10 protein-coding genes are annotated in these 19440 nt (G+C 44.7%); 9 read left to right on the top strand and 1 reads right to left on the bottom strand.

Going from position 1 to position 19440, the window contains the following annotated elements:
* From ACO067_RS02595 to ACO067_RS02555, 9 genes are all read left to right on the top strand, one after another.
* Positions 1 to 6363, top strand: a complete 6363-nt coding sequence (locus ACO067_RS02595; protein WP_421870360.1) for a LamG-like jellyroll fold domain-containing protein — start codon at positions 1 to 3, stop codon at positions 6361 to 6363.
* A gap of 40 nt (positions 6364 to 6403) precedes the next feature.
* Positions 6404 to 6580, top strand: coding sequence for a PID-CTERM protein-sorting domain-containing protein (locus ACO067_RS02590; RefSeq protein ID WP_421870357.1), 177 nt, complete (start codon positions 6404 to 6406; stop codon positions 6578 to 6580).
* A gap of 142 nt (positions 6581 to 6722) precedes the next feature.
* On the top strand, positions 6723 to 8381 hold the full coding sequence (locus ACO067_RS02585; protein WP_421870354.1) for a ribulokinase: 1659 nt from the start codon (positions 6723 to 6725) through the stop codon (positions 8379 to 8381).
* 4 nt (positions 8382 to 8385) lie between these two features.
* Positions 8386 to 9087 carry an L-ribulose-5-phosphate 4-epimerase gene (locus tag ACO067_RS02580; protein ID WP_421870352.1) on the top strand — a complete coding sequence of 234 codons (702 nt, stop codon included), beginning with the start codon at positions 8386 to 8388 and terminating at the stop codon, positions 9085 to 9087.
* 7 nt (positions 9088 to 9094) lie between these two features.
* On the top strand, positions 9095 to 10579 hold the full coding sequence (araA, locus tag ACO067_RS02575; protein ID WP_421870349.1) for an L-arabinose isomerase: 1485 nt from the start codon (positions 9095 to 9097) through the stop codon (positions 10577 to 10579).
* A gap of 23 nt (positions 10580 to 10602) precedes the next feature.
* Positions 10603 to 11757 carry an aldose epimerase family protein gene (locus ACO067_RS02570; protein WP_421870347.1) on the top strand — a complete coding sequence of 385 codons (1155 nt, stop codon included), beginning with the start codon at positions 10603 to 10605 and terminating at the stop codon, positions 11755 to 11757.
* Positions 11758 to 11820: 63 nt separating this feature from the next.
* Positions 11821 to 13845: a transketolase family protein gene (locus ACO067_RS02565; protein ID WP_421870344.1), complete on the top strand. Its 2025-nt coding sequence runs from the start codon at positions 11821 to 11823 to the stop codon at positions 13843 to 13845.
* 16 nt (positions 13846 to 13861) lie between these two features.
* The gene (fsa, locus tag ACO067_RS02560) at positions 13862 to 14518 is read left to right on the top strand and encodes a fructose-6-phosphate aldolase (protein ID WP_421870341.1); all 657 of its coding nucleotides are present in this window, start codon (positions 13862 to 13864) and stop codon (positions 14516 to 14518) included.
* Positions 14519 to 14586: 68 nt separating this feature from the next.
* Positions 14587 to 16470, top strand: coding sequence for a sodium:solute symporter family transporter (locus tag ACO067_RS02555; RefSeq protein WP_421870338.1), 1884 nt, complete (start codon positions 14587 to 14589; stop codon positions 16468 to 16470).
* A 73-nt stretch (positions 16471 to 16543) separates the two neighbouring features.
* Here ACO067_RS02555 and ACO067_RS02550 read toward each other — a convergent pair whose 3' ends face one another.
* Positions 16544 to 19384, bottom strand: a complete 2841-nt coding sequence (locus ACO067_RS02550) for a M16 family metallopeptidase (protein WP_421870335.1) — start codon at positions 19382 to 19384, stop codon at positions 16544 to 16546.
* Positions 19385 to 19440: the final 56 nt, after the last annotated feature.

Below are 19440 nucleotides of genomic sequence, written 5' to 3'. Positions count from 1 at the left end.
ATGAATACCAATCACTCCCTAGAAGTCCATTTGGCTGGTAAGCATCAGATGTTTAGCTGGCTGTTTTTGTTACTCATGTATTTTCCAGTCGTATCCTATGCGCAGCCACCAGTTACCGCTGGTGACTGTAGTCGCAGTATTCTGGAATTTGATGGTGTAGACGATGAAGTTTCCGTTTCCATTCCAGATTTCTCTTATGTTTCGGGCACAGTAGAGGCCTGGGTGCGTAAAGACAACTGGCAAGACCCTTTTGATGACGCCATGTTCTCCAATGGTCTTGGCCACAATTCGAATAATTCCTTCTATGTATCCTTTCATCCGGCGGTCGGCTTGCATTTCCGATATGGAGGAGGATCGGATGTAGGTAATAATGCTTCTTATTCGTCTAGCGCATCTACCAGTTCACTGGCAGCTAACTCGTGGCATCACGTTGCAGCTACATGGCACAATGATGGCAGTACGACCACTTTGGCCATCTATTTGGATGGATCGCTAATCAATACGACCACAGCAGGAAACCTGGTTCTTGATGGACCCACAACTTTCGGTATCAGTAAAGGCGCTTTTAACTCGCATTACGTCCTATTGGGTGGCTCCATTGCAGAAATGCGAGTTTGGAATGTGGCCAGGTCAGAATCCGAAATAGCCAACAATAAAGATGATATTTTGTCTGGTTCCGAGACAGGATTAATTGCCTATTGGCCGTTGGATGACGGTACAGGTAGCTCAGCAGCTAACCTGGTCTCTGGCGGATCTTCTGGAACGCTGGAAAACATGGATGCGAGTACCGCCTGGGTGGATGAGTTTCCAATCAGCATTAGTAGTTCGGAGATGATCCTTCGGGGAGGTAGTTTTGAGTTTGGAACTCAGCTAACCAATTCAAATTCGGCTCCACAGGTGTTTACTATTTCTAACAATGGTAACACAGCAGTTGATCTAACCACCAATCCGATTAGTGCGCTAAGTGGTACGGATGCGGATCAATTTGATCTGGATCTTACCTCAACGGTAAGCAGCATTCCTGCTGGTGGTTCCACTACATTTTCAATTACTTTCTCCCCAGATTCAGAAGGCGAAAAGAATGCCGCTTTCAGTTTTGCTAGTGTTTCTGGGTGCAGTGATGCCTATACATTTGATCTTACAGGAATTAGCAGCACTTTGGAAACGTCCATTACTGTGGATCAGCATGTGACTATCTACGGTACATCTGATGGACAGCTCACTGCAAGTGCTTCAGGAGGCACCTCACCCTATGCTTATCTGTGGAGCAATGGAGGAAATACAGCTACTATCGCCGATTTGTCCGCAGGGACTTATACCGTTACGGTTACAGATGCTATTGGCGCACAGGTGCAGACTACTGCGGAGGTTACACAACCTGATGAATTGGTTGCATCCATAGAAGTTATCTCAAATGCTACCTCTATTGGAGGTAATGAAGGAGAACTAACTGCCTCAGCAACGGGAGGAGTAGAGCCGTACGCGTATTCATGGAGTAATGGAGCTAATACGGCCAACATTTCCGGTTTGACTGCTGGTGATTATGTCGTCACCATTACCGATGACAATGGAGCAACGGCTCAGGAAAGTGTCACCATTACTGAACCACTTTTGTTACAGGCCGGAGTTCAAGTGGTCACCAGCGAATCAGCGGGAAGAAATATCGGAGAGCTGAGTGCTTATGGATTACATGGATTTCCACCTTATAGTTATCTGTGGAGCACAGGAGCCACCACCCAAACCCTATCCGGATTAGATGAAGGTATCTATACGGTTACGGTGACTGATAGCGAAGATTACGAGGAGGAAGTTACGATTAATTTAAACAGTCAAGCGACAATCTCTTACAGTGGAAGTGATTTCAGTGAATCCTATCTGAATGATGGATCCGTGTTTGGAAACCTGTTCATCGAGCTGGAGGGAGATTTGTTTTCTGAGGGTGATGACGTGTTGGATGCTTCGGAAGTAAATGTCAACCTTCCTTCAGGGCTGAGTGCCAACATTGCGATCACTGAGCGGAATGAGATTTTTGATACGATCATGTACTACTCCCTGGACAGTGATTATGAGAGTTCCAATTGGCAAACTATGGCCTTTGGCAATGGAACTTATGTAGCATTAACAAATTCTTCAGGAGCCTCTGCCATCGCTTCCAATGATGGCGTTAATTGGGTGTCTGGAGATATCCAACAGCAGAATTGGTATGGTGTTACCTATGCCAAAGAGCAATTTGTAGCTGTATCTGGAGATGGGTATTCAAGTAGTTCTACAGATGGCGTGTCCTGGTCCGAACCCTCATATATTAGTGATGCCTATTATTATGATGTCATTTTTGCTAATGGTTTTTTTGTAGCTGTGGCTAGCGGGCAGGACTCTTCTATCATGATTTCAGAAGATGGTGTTAGTTGGGTAGAGCCAACAAGTTATACGAATGCCGATTGGCGTTCGGTTACCTATGGCTCGGGACAGTTTGTTGCTGTGGACTACAATGGAGACATTCTCATATCTACAGACGGTAAAAACTGGATGCTTCATGAGTCTGTTCTACCATCTGTCAATTTTCAAAGCATAGCTTATGGCGATGGGATATACGTAGCGTGTTCGTCTAGTACCAATGACGAAGGAAACTATGGCGGGGAAATATGGTCTTCTAGTGATGGAGAAAACTGGACAATACAAACGGTGTCATCCTCCATTGCATGGGAAGAGGTAATTTATGACAATGGCCTTTTTTTGGTCTTAGGTGAAGAGAATTATGAGGATGATTATGCGACTCTTTTTACCTCACCGGATGGTGTGACCTGGACCGATCGGCAATTAGGTGCAGATGAAGTGACGGCACTGGCATATGGGAATGGTAGAGTGGTTGTGCTGGGAGATAAATACCAGTCCGAGGCAGGAGATGATTCAAATATTTTTATCAGTCAAACAAATGCTAAGGCTAAACTAACGCTTACTGGGACAAGTGAAAATCATCAGAGTATTGATGATGTTTCAGATATCACTTTTGAGTTTAGTGATCTGGCGTTCACAAACACAGCGGCCCAATATGTAACCAATGCCACAGGTCCGGCCAGTAGCTTTGTCGGGATAAACTTCGATGATAATCCATCGATTTCCTACTCCGGTGGATTTATGGAATCTTCCAGTAATGATGGAAGTGTAGAAGGTTCTATCGTCGTTTCATTGCCCGGAGAACATTTTCAAGATGAAGACGAAGATGGAATCCTCGATCTTGGTAGTGAAGTTTCTGTTGCAGGTATCCCAGATGGACTTACGCCTACCCTGGAGATTACAGAACAAAATCGATTTGGTCTCGACTGGCTCTCTTCAACTGCCTCTGAAACCTTGAGCTATGGTATGAAACTAGGTGCATATGGAAATGGGACGTACGTGGCACTCTCCTATAACGATAGCAGGTTTGCCTACTCAACTAACGGTGAGACCTGGACTTTTGGAACAGTAGGTAGTGGTTATTGGAATGACGTTATCTATGCTGATGGCTTATTTGTAGCTGTTGGAGAAGAATACCTGATGACCTCCAGTGACGGTATCAACTGGAGCAATGGCTCCACAAGTGGAGAATGGAATGGTTTAGCTTATGGAAACGGTAAGTTCGTAGCAGTAGAAGGCTACGGAGTGATGCATTCGACCAATGGTATCAATTGGACTGAAAAGGATGTCTATGGATCATGGCAGGATGTGGCTTTTGGAAATGACATCTTCGTGGCAGTAGGAACCAGTTCAACTGCATCTATGTACTCAGAGGATGGACAGAACTGGGTAATTGCCTCTGATGGCGACTTTGATGCTCGAATGGCGGTCATGACCAGTAATTCATCCATTACCAGTAGCGTTTATCATATTGCATTTGGAGGAGGTCTATTCGTAGCTATTGGAAGTCAATATGCTTATGTATCATCAGATGGTGTCAGTTGGAGTGAACATGCTATCCCTTATGGCAATTGGAACGACATAGTTTATGCAAACGGTCACTTCTACATCGGAGGTACGGAATATGAAACAGATGAATCGGTGATCCTGAGATCTATGGATGGTAGTGCCTGGGAGTCTGCTGAGATCTTTGAAAAGAGCATCAACGGGTTCATTATAGGTGATAAGCTGCTAGCGCTTACAAACGATCCAAGCGAATGGCTATTAGGCAGCAACCCTTCATCTGCGATTGCCACTCTTACGATTTCAGGAAGTGCCACCAATCATAGTGGAGAGCATTCAGTCGCAGATATTACTTTTGATTTTGATGATTCAGCCTTCGCCAACCTGTCTGCTGATAATGTGTATAATTCCACAGGACCGGCATCCAGCGGATTAGGTGTCACTTTTTACGGTGTAGATAATGACGACTGTACCTCAGCCGAATCACTGACAGTGAATGCTAGTGGTGAGGGGGATTACATTTCGAGCTCCACCGAGTTTGCTCTCATTCCCGAGTCTTATATTTCTTGTGCGAGCGAGGGGACAAACCGAGATGTTTGGTTTCAGTTTACCATGCCTTCCACAGGTTCAGTGGAGATCAGCTCTATTCTGGGTTCAGCGAAAAGCTTGTCCGGGGCGGTATATACGAGTTGTGGGAGTAGTTCCTTGTTTTGTGTCGCAGATTTACCCGAAAAAGTCTACTTACCAATTGGTCCGGGTGTGCCTGTGTTACTTCAGGTATTTACTAGTGAAGAAGAGGCAGGAAGCTTTTCTATCCGAGTCAATGAAGCGCCAAATACCTGGTCATATGCTGGCCTCAGTTTACAATGGTCTGCGGGGGCTGTGCCCCAGCCTGAAGACGATGCGTTAATTCTCTCTGCTTATTCTACGGAAGAATACGGATCACTGGAAGTGAACAATCTGAATATTTACTTTGATAGTCTGATCTATTCAGGAAAAATTGAGGTTGCCAGTGAGGATACATTGATTGTAAATGGAGATCTCGAGAATAGTGGACTTCTTTATGTGTCATCAGGTGCTTCACTGCTTACCTATGGTGATCTGAACACCGTGGATTTTCAGATTTTGGATATATATGGTGAAGCGTTTTTGCTTGGCACGTTAATCGAACGAAATACCCCGTTCAATAGCAGTACAGGTAGATATAGTATAGTTGGTTCACCTGTAGAACTTGGGAGTTTCGATTCACTAGGCGCTGGGGCAGTGGTTTATGCCTATGATGAATCTGCCCCATACCATCATTCCGGAAATCAGGGACTCAATCGATTTGCCACTCCGGCACAGCTTGAGTTGGTTGGCATGGAGCCAGGTGTTGGGTATTTCAGTGCCTTCACTGGTGATGAAAATGGTACGGTTTGGTTTACTGGAACTCCAAATCATGGCACAGTAGAAGTAGACTTGAGCTATACAGATCAAGGATCAGTGGATGAGGAACCATATGAAGGATTCAATTTGGTTTCGAACCCATATCCTGCCGCTATTTCGGTTGCCGAATTTCTGAGTGCAAATGGTTCGTTGGACATGGATCAGGTTATTTACATCTGGGATGATTTCGGATCAGATACTGAGCGAGGAACTAACGCTGATTACCTGGTCGTAAACAGTCTTGGAAATACTGGAACCAATAGCCGAGGCGATGGAGAGGGTCGTTTCGATGGATTTGTGAGAAGTGCACAAGGCTTTTTTGTGAAAGCTAATGCTTCAGGTCAGACCTTACAGTTTACTGATGAAATGAAAGTTGCGGGCAACAATACCGATGAGGGGTACTTCAGAAAATCATCCATAACTTCTTACAAACTCGGTTTGAGCAATGGGCTAGGAACTAAAGCAACCATAATAGGCTATCCAGATGATGCTACTTTGGCCAAAGACAAGGCCTATGATGCAAGATACATGGGAGGGAGTGACCTCCAATGGTATACTATGCTACCTGGACAATCAGAACGGATGGCCATACAGGGTTTGCCTTCTACTTATGCAGGAGAGGTAGCACTTGGGTTCTCTACTACTCAAAATACACAGCATGCCATCAGTTTGATCAACCAATCTGAGATAAACGAGCCGGTATGGTTACTGGATCAGTTTACCGGCAAAATCACTGACCTTTCTCAGGAGGAGTATGCGTTTATTACAGAGCCTGGTACTTTTGACAATCGGTTTGTTTTGATGCGTGCCTCTGTACTTCAGGCAGAGTCTTCTGTAGGGCTGGTCTATGCTTTTGAGAAGACCCTGTATATCAATTCCTCCGATATGACACCTGCTGAATACTATGTATTCAATCTTTCAGGGCAAAAAGTGAAAACGCTCGTGGCGACTGGTCAATCTCAGTTTGAGTTGAATACCCTCAAGAGTGGGGTCTACCTTGTTTCCAATGGTACAGAGTCAGTCAAAGTGGTATTGAAATAAACTCCTATTAATTGATTAACGAATCTAAAAGAAGACAATCATGAAGAATATATATATCAAATCAACCTTACTTATCGCCGCTTTAATGTTTGTAATTCCCGCCCTGGCTCAGCCGGGAGCACCACCAGCCACGCCCATTGACGGTGGGTTGAGTTTGCTCCTGGCTGCTGGTGGGATTTATGGTGTCAAAAAGCTCCGAGATACTTATAAAAACTGATCTAGGGAAGAGTCCTGGTTGGGGATTCGGGCCAGTCTGTTAAGGCTGGCTTTTTTTATTTCAAATTTATAAGTGTCAATAATACACTTGTTGATAAAATTTTATTACTTTAGTGTTTGACTAAAAATATTGCAGTTTCGATATGGAAAATAAGTATGTTATTGGATTGGACTTTGGATCAGACTCCGTTCGCTCTGTATTGGTAGATGCCAGCAATGGCAAGACACTGGGGAGTAAGGTGCACTGGTACAGACGGTGGAAAGAAGGTAAGTACTGTCAGCCTACAGAGAATCAATTTCGTCAGCATCCACTGGATCACATTGAAGGAATCGAATATACCATCAAAGAAGTAGTCCGAGAGGCAGGAATCCCGGCAGCCTCTGTAAAAGGAATCTGCGTGGATACCACTGGATCTTCCCCAATTCCAGTAAACAAAGAGGGTAAGGCATTGAGCTTGTTACCTGAGTTTGCAGAAAACCCCAATGCCATGATGGTCTTATGGAAGGATCATACGGCCATTAAGGAAGCTGATGAGATCAATGAGCTGGCCAGATCCTGGGGTGGAGAGGATTTTACGAAATTCGAAGGGGGAATCTATTCTTCTGAATGGTTCTGGGCGAAGATCCTACATATAGCCAGGGTAGATGAGGAAGTGAAGAAAGCGGCTTTTTCCTGGGTAGAGCATTGCGATCTGATGACACACCTTCTGATCGGAGAGCCAGCCCTGACGGAGTTAAAGCGATCCAGATGTGCTGCTGGTCACAAAGCCATGTGGCATGAGAGTTGGGGTGGACTACCTGCCGATGAGTTCCTATCAAAACTGGATCCATATCTCACTGAATTAAAGAAGAACTTATATACAGAAACCTACACCTCAGATGAAGTGGCAGGTCACTTAAGTGAGGAATGGGCTGATAAACTTGGTCTCACGACTGACGTGGTAGTGGCTGTGGGAACGTTTGATGCGCACTCTGGAGCGGTAGGAGCTGAGGTGGAGGAAAACACTTTGGTAAGAGTCATGGGAACTTCCACCTGTGACATTATCGTATCTTCCAAAGATGTAGTTGCCGATAAAACGGTGGCTGGAATCTGCGGTCAGGTAGATGGGTCGGTAATCCCTGGGTTGATCGGTTTAGAGGCCGGTCAGTCTGCATTTGGTGATGTGCTAGCCTGGTTCAAAAACCTGCTATCATGGCCTCTGGATAACCTGCTTACTTTCAATCTTTCAGCAGAACAGATTGAAGAGATCAAGAATGACATGATTGCGGAACTTTCCAAACAAGCTGAAGCCACTCCAATTGACGAAAGTGCACCAATAGCACTTGACTGGGTCAATGGTCGTAGGACGCCAGATGCCAACCAAAATCTAAAGGCGGCAATTGTGAACCTTAGTCTTGGGACCACCGCTCCTCACATTTTCAGGGCATTGGTAGAAGCCATTTGTTTCGGTTCTAAGAAAATAGTAGATCGGTTCAGATCAGAAGGAGTTGAAATCAACGCAGTAGTAGGTATCGGTGGTGTAGCCAAGAAGTCCGGCTTTATCATGCAGACCTTGGCTGATGTGTTGAATATGCCGATCAAAATTGCCGTGTCTGATCAGGCACCGGCCTTAGGTGCCGCCATCTATGCCGCGGTTGCCGCTGGGATTCATCCAGATACCAACTCAGCCATCAAAGCAATGGGTAATGGATTTGAAAAGACTTACGAGCCTCAGCCAGAGCAAGTAGCCAAGTATGAATCGATTTATGAAAAGTATGAGCTGCTTGGAGAATTCATAGAAAATAACATCAATAATAAATAGCGAGATGTCAAAGTACAAAGAACTAAAAAGAGAGTGCTATGAGGCGAACATGCAACTGCCAGCTTATGGCTTGGTCATCTTCACCTTTGGGAATGTAAGTGCCGTAGACCGCAAAGAGGGAGTCTTCGCCATCAAACCAAGTGGAGTAGATTATGATTTTTTAAAGCCAGATGACATTGTTATTGTGGACTTTGATAACAATGTGGTCGAAGGAGAGATGCGACCATCCTCTGATACGAAAACCCACGCCTTCTTGTATCGTGAATGGGAAGAAATAGGAGGAGTTAGTCATACGCATGCGGCTTATTCAGTGGCATGGGCGCAGGCTCAGCGCGATATTCCGATTTTTGGAACAACACACGCAGACTATTTGACAACAGACATACCATGTGCTCCTCCCATGAGTGACGAACTCATCAAAGGCAACTACGAACACATGACTGGTCAGCAGATCATTGACTGTTTCAATGACAAAGGGATTTCTTATAAAGAGGTGGAAATGGTATTACTTGGCAATCATGGCCCTTTCACGTGGGGAAAGACTGCTGCCAAGTCGGTATTCAATAGTAAGTTATTAGAAGAACTGGCCAGAATGGCTTACCTCACCTTGCAGATCAACCCTGAAGCTCCTCGCTTGAAGGATGCACTCATCAATAAACATTACGAAAGAAAACACGGTAAAAACGCCTATTACGGGCAAAATTGATTCATAAATGACTGATTTAAAGAACTTCGAAATCTGGTTTGTAACAGGTAGCCAGCACCTATATGGTGAAGAAACCCTCAAAAATGTAGCAAGACATACAGAAGAAATAGCCAAAGCATTGGATGCTTCAGAGCATATTCCTGTGCAGGTTAAGTACAAAGGTGTAGTGACTACCTCTGATCAAATTTTTAAGGTATGTGAGCAGGTAAACAACGAGCCGAAATGTATCGGAATGGTTGCCTGGATGCACACATTCTCACCAGCCAAAATGTGGATTTCTGGTCTGCAGGTATTGAGAAAGCCAATGGCGCATTTCCACACGCAGTTCAATGATGAGATTCCATGGTCTGAAATTGACATGGACTTCATGAACGAAAACCAGTCAGCACACGGTGGACGTGAGTTCGGCTTTATGGTGAGCAGATTGAGAAAAAACAGAAAAGTGATTGTTGGTCACTGGAAAAATGAAGAATGCAGAAAGCAGCTGGGCAACTGGAGTAGAGTGGCTGCAGGTTGGCATGCTTTCCAAAACCTGAAAGTTGCTCGAATTGGAGACAACATGCGCAATGTGGCTGTGACAGAAGGGGACAAAGTGGAAGCTCAAATGCGCTTTGGGTTTCAGGTAAACACCTGGGGAATAGGCGATGTTGTGGCTTTTGTCAATCAGGTGTCTGATGCTGAAGTGGAGAAACTGGTTAAAACCTATTCTGACGAATATGAGATCACCTCAGAGGTTTTGAAGAGCCAGTCATTAAGAGATTCTGCAAGAATCGAACTTGGGTTAAGAGCGTTTTTAGAAGATGGTGGTTTCGGTGCTTTCACGGATACGTTTGAAGATTTGCACGGTATGAAACAGTTGCCGGGTATCGCAGCTCAGCGATTGATGGCTGATGGGTATGGATTTGCCGGAGAGGGCGACTGGAAAACCAGTGCGTTGGTCTATGCCTCAAAAGTAATGGCGCAAGGCCTCAAAGGCGGTACTTCTTTTATGGAGGACTATACCTATGATTTCAGAAAGGATCGATCAAGAGTGTTGGGCTCACACATGCTGGAAATCTGCCCAACGATCGCAGAAGGTAGCGTACGATGCGAGGTGCATCCGTTAGGAATAGGAGGCAAAGAAGATCCAGCTAGATTGGTATTTACTGCAGGAGCGGGTCCGGCCGTCAATGCGGCATTGATGGATATGGGCAACCGATTCAGACTACTCGTCAATGAAGTGGATGCCGTAAAGCCTGATCAGGAACTACCAAAGCTACCAGTTGCTAGCGTACTCTGGGACCCAAAACCCAACCTGGAAATAGCTGCGCAAACCTGGATTCTGGCTGGAGGAGCTCACCATACGGTCTACAGTAGAGCGATCAATACACAGTTTTTTGAAGACTTTGCTGACATGGCAGATATCGAATTGCTAGTGATTGACGAGGATACCAAAGTACGTTCGTTCAAGGATAACCTTCGATGGAATGAGGTATATTACCACCTTTTTTAATAAAGACGATAAAAACGAATAACATGAAAAACTCAATTGCTCAATTGTTTTTTCTTACCGGTTTATTTTTTCTGGTAATTGGCTGCAGTGCTCCTCAGAAGAAAGAGGAGAAAGAAGCTAAAGCTACTGTTTCCAGCGCTCCATTTGGCACACTACCGAGTGGAGCTGAAGTAACCCAATACACCATGACTAATACCAATGGCATGGAAGCCAAGGTAATTTCTTATGGAGGGATTATTACTTCGCTCACCATGCCCGATAGAGAAGGTCAGATGGAAGATATTGTGCTGGGCTATGACAATCTACAGGGGTATCTCGATGCAAGCCCTTATTTTGGGGCAATCATTGGTAGATATGGGAATCGAATTGCTAAAGGGAAGTTTACCATTGATGACGTAGACTATCAGCTTCCAATCAACAATATTGGCAACAGCCTCCACGGTGGGATTACGGGATTTGATAAGGTGAACTGGACGGTAAAAGAAGTACCATCTGATAAAGGAGTTGCATTGAAACTCACCTACCAAAGTGTGGATATGGAAGAAGGCTATCCGGGTAATCTGGATGTGACAGTGACTTACACGCTGGGTGATGACAATACCCTGACATTCGACTACCAGTCGACTACTGATAAGAAAACAGTCGTCAACCTGACTCAGCATTCTTATTTCAACCTTTCAGCAATGAAAGATGACGTCTTAAGTACTGAGCTGATGATCAATGCGGATGCTTACCTGCCAGTGGATAGTACATTGATTCCTACCGGTGAGATCAGGCCAGTTGCTGGTACACCTTTTGATTTTACCACATCGAAGAAAATCGGTGAAGAAATTGGTGCAGATAATCAGCAATTAGCATTTGGTGGTGGATATGATCACTGCTGGGTGCTGAATGAAGACCCAAAAGAACTATCTTTGGCAGCCACTGCTTATGACCCGTCAAGCGGTAGGGCTTTTGATGTTTACACCTCTGAGCCAGGGATTCAGTTCTACTCAGGAAATTTCCTGGATGGTACCATTACTGGTAAAAGCAATAATGTCTATAAACATCGCTCTGGTTTTTGCTTAGAAACCCAACATTTCCCAGATTCGCCTAATCAAGAGAGCTTTCCTACAACTATCTTGAGTCCGGGGGAAACGTATCAAACAACAACCCTCATGAAGTTTTACACTAAATAGAAAATGAAAAGAACCTTATAGTTAAATTGACTATAAGTATTAAATTAGACAAAAATTTTCGTCATGAGTAATCAGAAATTAGACAATCAGGCAGCAGACAATATCAGAGCTTTGGCTATCTCGATGGTGGAGAAAGCGAATTCAGGACACCCAGGTGGGCCTATGGGTGGAGCGGATTTCATTCATATCCTGTACAGTGAATACCTCCGATTTGATCCCCAAAATCCAGAGTGGATGTGGAGAGATCGGTTCTTTTTGGATCCAGGACACCTTTCAGCCATGCTTTATGCTCAGCTCCATTTGTTGGGAAATTACAGTAAAGATGATATATCCAATTTTAGACAATGGGGTTCTGCAACTCCTGGTCACCCGGAAGTAGATCATAAAAGAGGAGTAGAGAATACCTCAGGTCCTCTCGGCCAGGGGCATGCGATGGGAGCTGGTGCAGCACTTGCTGGTAAGTTTCTTCAAGCCAAATTTGGAGATTGGACTGACCATACCATCTATGCGTTTATCTCCGATGGAGGTATCCAGGAAGAGATTTCACAGGGAATTGGCCGTATTGCTGGGTACCTTGGTTTGAATAACCTGATCATGTTCTTCGACTCTAATGATGTACAGTTGAGTACCAGCACCAGTGAGGTGACTGCTGAGGATACCGTGAAGAAATATGAGGCCTGGGGCTGGAATGTAATGGAGATTGATGGTCATGACCATGACGCCATTCGCAAAGCTTTGGATAGTGCTAAAGCCGAGACCCAACGCCCAACATTGATCGTTGGTAAAACGATTATGGGTAAGGGCTGTGTAGATGCATATGGCAAGCCATATGAAGGATATGTAGAGCTGCATGGTAAGCCAATCGGTGGCACCGGAGCAGACTACAATAAAACCCTGGAGAACCTTGGAGCTAAGGTAGATGATCCGTTTGCTGTATTCCCTGAAGTAGCCGATTTCTACAAGCAAATTTTAGAAAGAAAGAGTAAAGAGGCAGCTGCTCAGAAAGAAGTGGAGCAGAAGTGGAGAGCAGACAATGCGGCTCTAGCAGCTAAGCTTGATTTGTTCTTGAGCGGAGATATACCTGATATTGATTTCTCAGCTATAGAGCAAAAAGCGGATCAGGCATCCAGAGCTTCTTCTTCTACCGTGCTGGCTTATTTGGCAGATAAAGTAGAGAACCTAATTGTTTCCTCTGCTGACTTGGCTAACTCCGACAAAACGGATGGATTCCTTAAAAAATCCAAGCAATTTGCTCCACATACATTTGATGCTAATTTCTTACATGCAGGTGTTGCTGAGTTCAGCATGGCGGCTATGGCCAATGGAATGGCCCTACATGGTGGTGTGATTCCTGTGATTGGTACATTCTTCATCTTCTCAGATTATCAGAAGCCTGCTTATAGACTTTCAGCTTTGATGGAGCTGCCAGTTATTTACTTGTGGACGCATGATGCTTTCCGAGTGGGAGAGGATGGACCTACACACCAACCTATCGAACAAGAGGCACAACTTCGTCTATTAGAGAAACTTAAAAACCACTCTGGAGCAAGATCTCTTTTGGCTCTCAGACCGGCGGATGCAGCAGAGACTACCATTGCTTGGGAAATGGCACTGAAAAATAAGAAAACACCTACGGGCCTAATCTTCTCTCGTCAGAATATCAAAGACCTACCAAGTGCAGGTTCTCGATACCAAGATGCCTTGAGTGCCAAGAAAGGTGCCTACCGTGTTCGGTCCAATGACTCAGCCAAGGTAACGCTAATAGCTAATGGTAGTGAAGTGGCGACTTTAGTAGAAGCGGCAGACCTGTTGGAGAAAGATGGCGTTGCTGTAAATATTGTATCGGTCATTTCTGAAGGACTATTCAGAGATCAGCCGGAGACTTACCAAAAAGAAATTCTAGGGGATTTACCAAAATTGGGTCTCACAGCAGGGCTACCTGTTACGCTTGAAGGTCTGGTAGGAGCTAATGGCAAAGTGCTCGGTCTGGAGCATTTTGGTTACTCTGCACCTGCAGGTGTGCTGGATGAAAAGTTTGGATATACGGGTCCTAAGGTTTACGAAGAAGTAAAAGCATTTATCAACTAAGACATAAATACAAACAATGAAGTTTTTTATTGATACAGCCAATTTAGATGAAATCCAGGAAGCATATGATCTTGGTGTGTTGGATGGAGTAACTACCAATCCGTCACTTATGGCTAAAGAAGGCATTACTGGTCAGGAGAATATCCTGAAGCATTACAAAGACATTTGCAACATTGTGGATGACAATGTGAGCGCTGAGGTGATTTCCACTACTTATGCCGAGATGGTAGAAGAGGGTAGAAAACTTGCTGCTATTGACGACAAGATCGTGGTAAAAGTGCCTATGATCAAAGATGGCGTGAAAGCAATCAAGCAGTTTACCTCTGAAGGTATTCGTACCAACTGTACGTTGATATTCAATGCGGGTCAGGCTTTGCTAGCGGCTAAAGCTGGTGCGAGCTACGTATCTCCGTTCATTGGTAGACTAGACGATATCTGTACAGACGGGCTCGACCTGATCGAGCAGATTGTACAGATTTATAGTAACTACGGCTATGAGACTGAGGTACTGGCTGCTTCTGTTCGACACAACATGCACCTGATCAAATGTGCTGAAATTGGAGCAGATGTGGCAACATGTCCTCTTTCTGTAATCACAGGATTACTGAAACACCCCTTGACGGACAGTGGATTGGAGAAGTTTTTAGCGGATTACGCTAAGGGCAACAAATAAATGCAATAAGATAGATGGCACCTACAAAGTTTGTGGGTGCCTTTTTTTTAACATATAACTGAAAAACGATGGGATTTGAAATTATCGATTACGTGGTATTTGGTCTGTACTGCGTGATTATTATGGCCATTGGACTTTACCTGTCCCGTGATGAAAAAGGACACGAAAAGACCGCCAATGACTATTTTCTTGCCGGTAACTCACTTTCATGGTGGGCGATAGGAGCATCTCTTATTGCTGCCAACATATCAGCTGAGCACTTCATAGGCATGTCCGGATCAGGATTTGCGGTAGGTATCGGTATTGCGGCCTACGAATGGTTGGCAGCTGTCACCCTGATACTGGTGGCCAAATACCTATTGCCTCAAATGATTGATAAAAAGATTTACACCATCCCTCAGTTTGCCAAGGAGCGATATGGAAAGGGTGTGAGTTTCTTCTTCTCGTTTTTCTGGTTGTTGGTATACGTCTTCGTTAACCTTACTTCGGTGGCATGGCTTGGGGCGCTGGCCATGGAAGGCATACTTGGTTGGCCTATGATCTATTGTGTGCCCGGACTGTTGATTTTCGCCGGTATTTATTCGATCTATGGTGGATTGAAAGCCGTGGCATGGACTGACGTTATCCAGGTGGTATTCCTTGTTGGTGGTGGTTTGATCACTGCATTCTTTGCCCTATCAGCAGTGGCTGGAGATGAGGGTGGAGCCTTTGAGGGCTTTATGATTGTTTTGAACAAAGTACGTGAGGTGCCTTCTGATCTTCATTTCAGCATGATTTTGGAAGAAGGAGTATCTGAGATTCCTGATGGTAGTGGAGGGACCAAAGACCCATTTATTGACCTTCCCGGTTTGGCGGTGATCTTTGGAGCTATGTGGCTCACTAACCTGGGCTACTGGGGATTCAATCAGTACATCATCCAAAAAGGCCTTGCAGCGAAAAACTTAAAAGAAGCCAAACGAGGATTGATCTTCGCGGGTTACTTGAAAATATTGATTCCAATTATTGTGATTATTCCAGGGATCACAGCTTATGTCATGTTTAATCATCCGGATTTAAGTCACTCGATTGAGGGGTTGTCAGGAACTATTGACAAGGCCGATCAGGCGTATCCATGGTTGTTGAGGAATTTTGCTCCGACGGGTATTAGAGGATTGGCCTTTGCTGCCTTGATAGCGGCTGTTGTATCTTCATTAGCTTCGATGCTCAACTCTACATCTACCATTTTTACTTTGGATATCTATAAAGACATCATCAACCCTGAAGCCAGTCAGAAACAGTTGGTTCGTATCGGTCGAATTGCGGCTTTCATTGCTTTGGTGATAGCCGTTTTTGCGGCCAAACCTTTGCTGGGAGGATTGGATCAGGCTTTCCAGTACATTCAGGAATATACTGGATTCATCTATCCGGGAGTAGTTGTGGTATTCGGAATGGGTATTCTCTGGAAACGTGCCACCAATAGAGCGGCTCTTTGGACTACCATCGCCACTTTACCAACGGGTATTGCGTTCAAGCTGATGTTACCAGACTTGCCATTCATAATCCGAATGGGTTATGTGTGTATGGTCTTAATCTCATTGGCGGTGATCCTGGTATTGACGGACAGTCACAAGACACAAGCTCCTGAAGTAACTCCAGAAAACCGCAAGAAACTACGAACTGCTGGTCTTGGTTTTGCTATTGGAGCAGTAGTAACCTTGGTAAGTGGTTTGCTTTTCGGTACTGAATGGTTTGGAATGAGCCTACGCAATATTGGGTTCCATTCCATCTTCATGATGACGTTTATGATGGTATTTTTGTCCATCATCATGTATACCAATGCTGATTCCAAAACTCAAGATGATAAGGCTTATTCATTTGAACCAGAATTGTTCAAAACAGATAAGACCTTCTTCCTGGGAGCAATGGGTATAGTGGTTATTATCGTTGCACTTTATGCGATATTCTGGCAATAGACCATATATTAGAAATACAAAAAGGCCAGCTTCCGCGAGGAAGCTGGCCTTTTTTCGTTTGGAGATAGTGTGATTATTGCTCCGGACCTGTCATGTCATTGATCAGTATTGGTTTACCAAAGCCAAGTTCTTCCATTCGGTCTAGCTGCGTCTTTGCATCACCTACCACCAGCCAGATCATTTGATCTTCGTTTAGGTACTTGCCCGCCAATTCTTGAATGTCTGCTACTGTGATATTCTCCACTATTTGTTCTCTATCTTTCACATAGTCAGCACTCCATCCATACCGGCTCATGTCCTGGAGCAGGCCAAGTTTAGCCCGAGACGTTTCAAATGCCCGAGCGTTACTTTTAATCATAGAGCTTTTGGTGGTAGCCAGGTCTTCTTCGGTGTATTCTGGTCCATAGTTTTCCAATATCTGCTTGATTAGCAGGGTTGACTCCAGCGTCACGTTGGTTCTCACACCTGAGCTAATGACAAATGGCCCAGGCTCAGTTGATCCTTGAAATCTCGACCTTACTCCATAGGTGTAGCCTTTACCTTCTCTAAGCTCTTGTGTAAGCTGCGAGGCAAATCCACCACCACCTAGTCGATAATTGAGAATGGAGGCGGGATAAAATTCTGGATCATTTTCAGCTAGAGCTAAATATCCGATACTCAATACGGACTGTTTTGCATCGGGTACATCGTAAAAGTACACTTTTGACTGGGTGACAGGTGTGGGTTGTTTCAACTCAGGCAATTGAACCTCACGGGCTTCCCAGTTTTGCTCAAGTGTCTGTAAGCTCTTCTGCACCAGGTCTTTGTCGATTGCGCCTACTAGATGAAGAGTGCTCACCTTTGGACTGAGGTTAGTACTATAGAATAGCTTCAGATCGTCCATGGTGATAGCTTCCACAGATTTTAGGGTGCCTAACTGGTTCATGGAGCGAATGTCTTCAGCGCCATACATCAGGATGTTGAAGTTGTTTTGAGCAATGGCATTGGGATTGGCTTCCTGTTGTCTGATTTGGCTAGAAACACTCTGTTTCAGCAGTTCAAATTCCTTTTGGTCCCACCGCGGCTCCAGGAGCATTTCTGTCACGAGTTTCATGGTTGCATCATAATTTCTAGCAAGTGTATTGCCAGAGATGCTAATATTTCGATCTGAGGCATTGATACGAATGGAAGCTCCCAATTTGTCGATAGCCGCCTCCAGTTCTTGCGGGGTTTTGTTGGCAGTACCTTTGGAAAGTATCTCTGCGGTAAGATTGGCCACACCTGGCAAATCCAGTTTATCCAGCTGTTGACCACCTTCTATCACGAGGTTGAAATCAACCAAAGGAACTTCATCGCTGTATATGCCATATACCTTGAGCCCGTTGGTCAAGCTGCTTTGCCAAACCTCAGGAACATTTAACTCTGGTGATTTTCCGTAGGGAGGTTCTTGGGACCGATCAAAAGAAGAAGGTGTTTTTTCATATTCGGCCTGCACTGAAGCATCAAAGGATTCTTCTGCGCCAGGGACTATTGCTTCCTCTACCACTTCAGCTTGATCGGATCCGGTCAGGATGAGACTTTTCTCACCCTTTGGTACAAAGCTAGTGGCGATATAAGGTTGATTTTTGATGTAGGTTTCATAAACTCGCATGACATCTTCAGAAGTGACGTTGAGGATATTTTCAATGTCCTTTTCAATGAATCCTGGGTCACCAGCGAAGATGTTGTATTGGGCCAATTGAAACCCTTTACCCAGTACACTCGACAAACCATTGTAAAATCGTGTTTCCTGACCAGCTTTAATCCGATTCAGATCTTCGGCAGAGATTCCGTCCTGTTCAAAGATCTCCAAGCCTTCGAATATTCCAGCATGCACTGAGTCCAGAGCGGTACCTGAGTAAGCTCTGACTCTAAGCTGTAGCTGACCGGCCAGCTCTGAATCGCGTTGAAACATACTGACATTGTTTGTTAGTTGTTGATCCTCTACCAGGACTTTATTGAGTGGAGCGGCTTTGCCATCCGATAGGTAGGTTGCCAGCACCGTTAGAGGATAGGAGTCTGGATGATACTGCTCCACGGTTGGCCAGGTGAGTGTTAATTCCGGTAGTCTGGCAAAATTATCTTCGTGATATTTCTTGATGGTTTCAGAAAGCACACCAGGATTTTTGGCCAGCGGATTCACCTCTTCACCTCTGGGGATCTCATCAAAGTACTTGTGTACCCATTCTTTGGCTTGAGCCACATCAAAATCTCCAGCAATGGTTAGAGTTACATTATTCGGAGTATACCATCGGTTAAAAAAGTCTTTCACATCTTGAAGTGTGGCGTTTTGCAAATCTTCAAGTGACCCGATTACCTGCCAGTTATAAGGATGATCCTCTGGATATAGATTTTTATCAATGACATAGCTGGTGTGTCCGTATGGTCGATTATCCACACTTTGTCTTTTTTCATTTTTGACTACTTGCTTTTCCTTAGCCAGCACCGGCTCAGTTACCGTATTGATAAACCAACCGAGCTTGTCAGCTTCTGCCCAGATCATCTTCTCTAAAGCGTCATTTGGTACGGTTTGGAAATAATTCGTCCGATCTCTTGAGGTAGATCCATTAGCTCCTGATCCACCAATTCTCGCACTCATTTTATCCAGGCCGCCTTTTCCCAGGTTTTCTGATTCGAGAAACAGCAAGTGCTCAAAAAGGTGAGCAAAGCCAGTGCGTCCGGGCAGCTCTCTTGCAGAGCCCACGTGTGCGGTGAGTGCCACAGCCACCACAGGATCCGATCGGTCCACGTGCAAAATGACTTCTAGTCCATTGTCTAAGGTGATCTTCTCAAAAGGTACATTGAAGTTTGTTTGGGTGTCTTGTGTTGTGGACTGCTGACAGCTAACAACAAGCAAGACGAACAAGCTAATAAGTAGGGTAATTGTGTGTTTCATAAAGCAATAATAGCCAAGTAATTACCAATCTTTAGACGTATTTATGACCACCGGAT

This window comes from Marinoscillum sp., assembly GCF_965229915.1.
In the GTDB taxonomy this organism is placed as follows: Bacteria; Bacteroidota; Bacteroidia; order Cytophagales; family Cyclobacteriaceae; genus Marinoscillum.
This window is presented reverse-complemented; position numbering and strand designations above follow the sequence as displayed.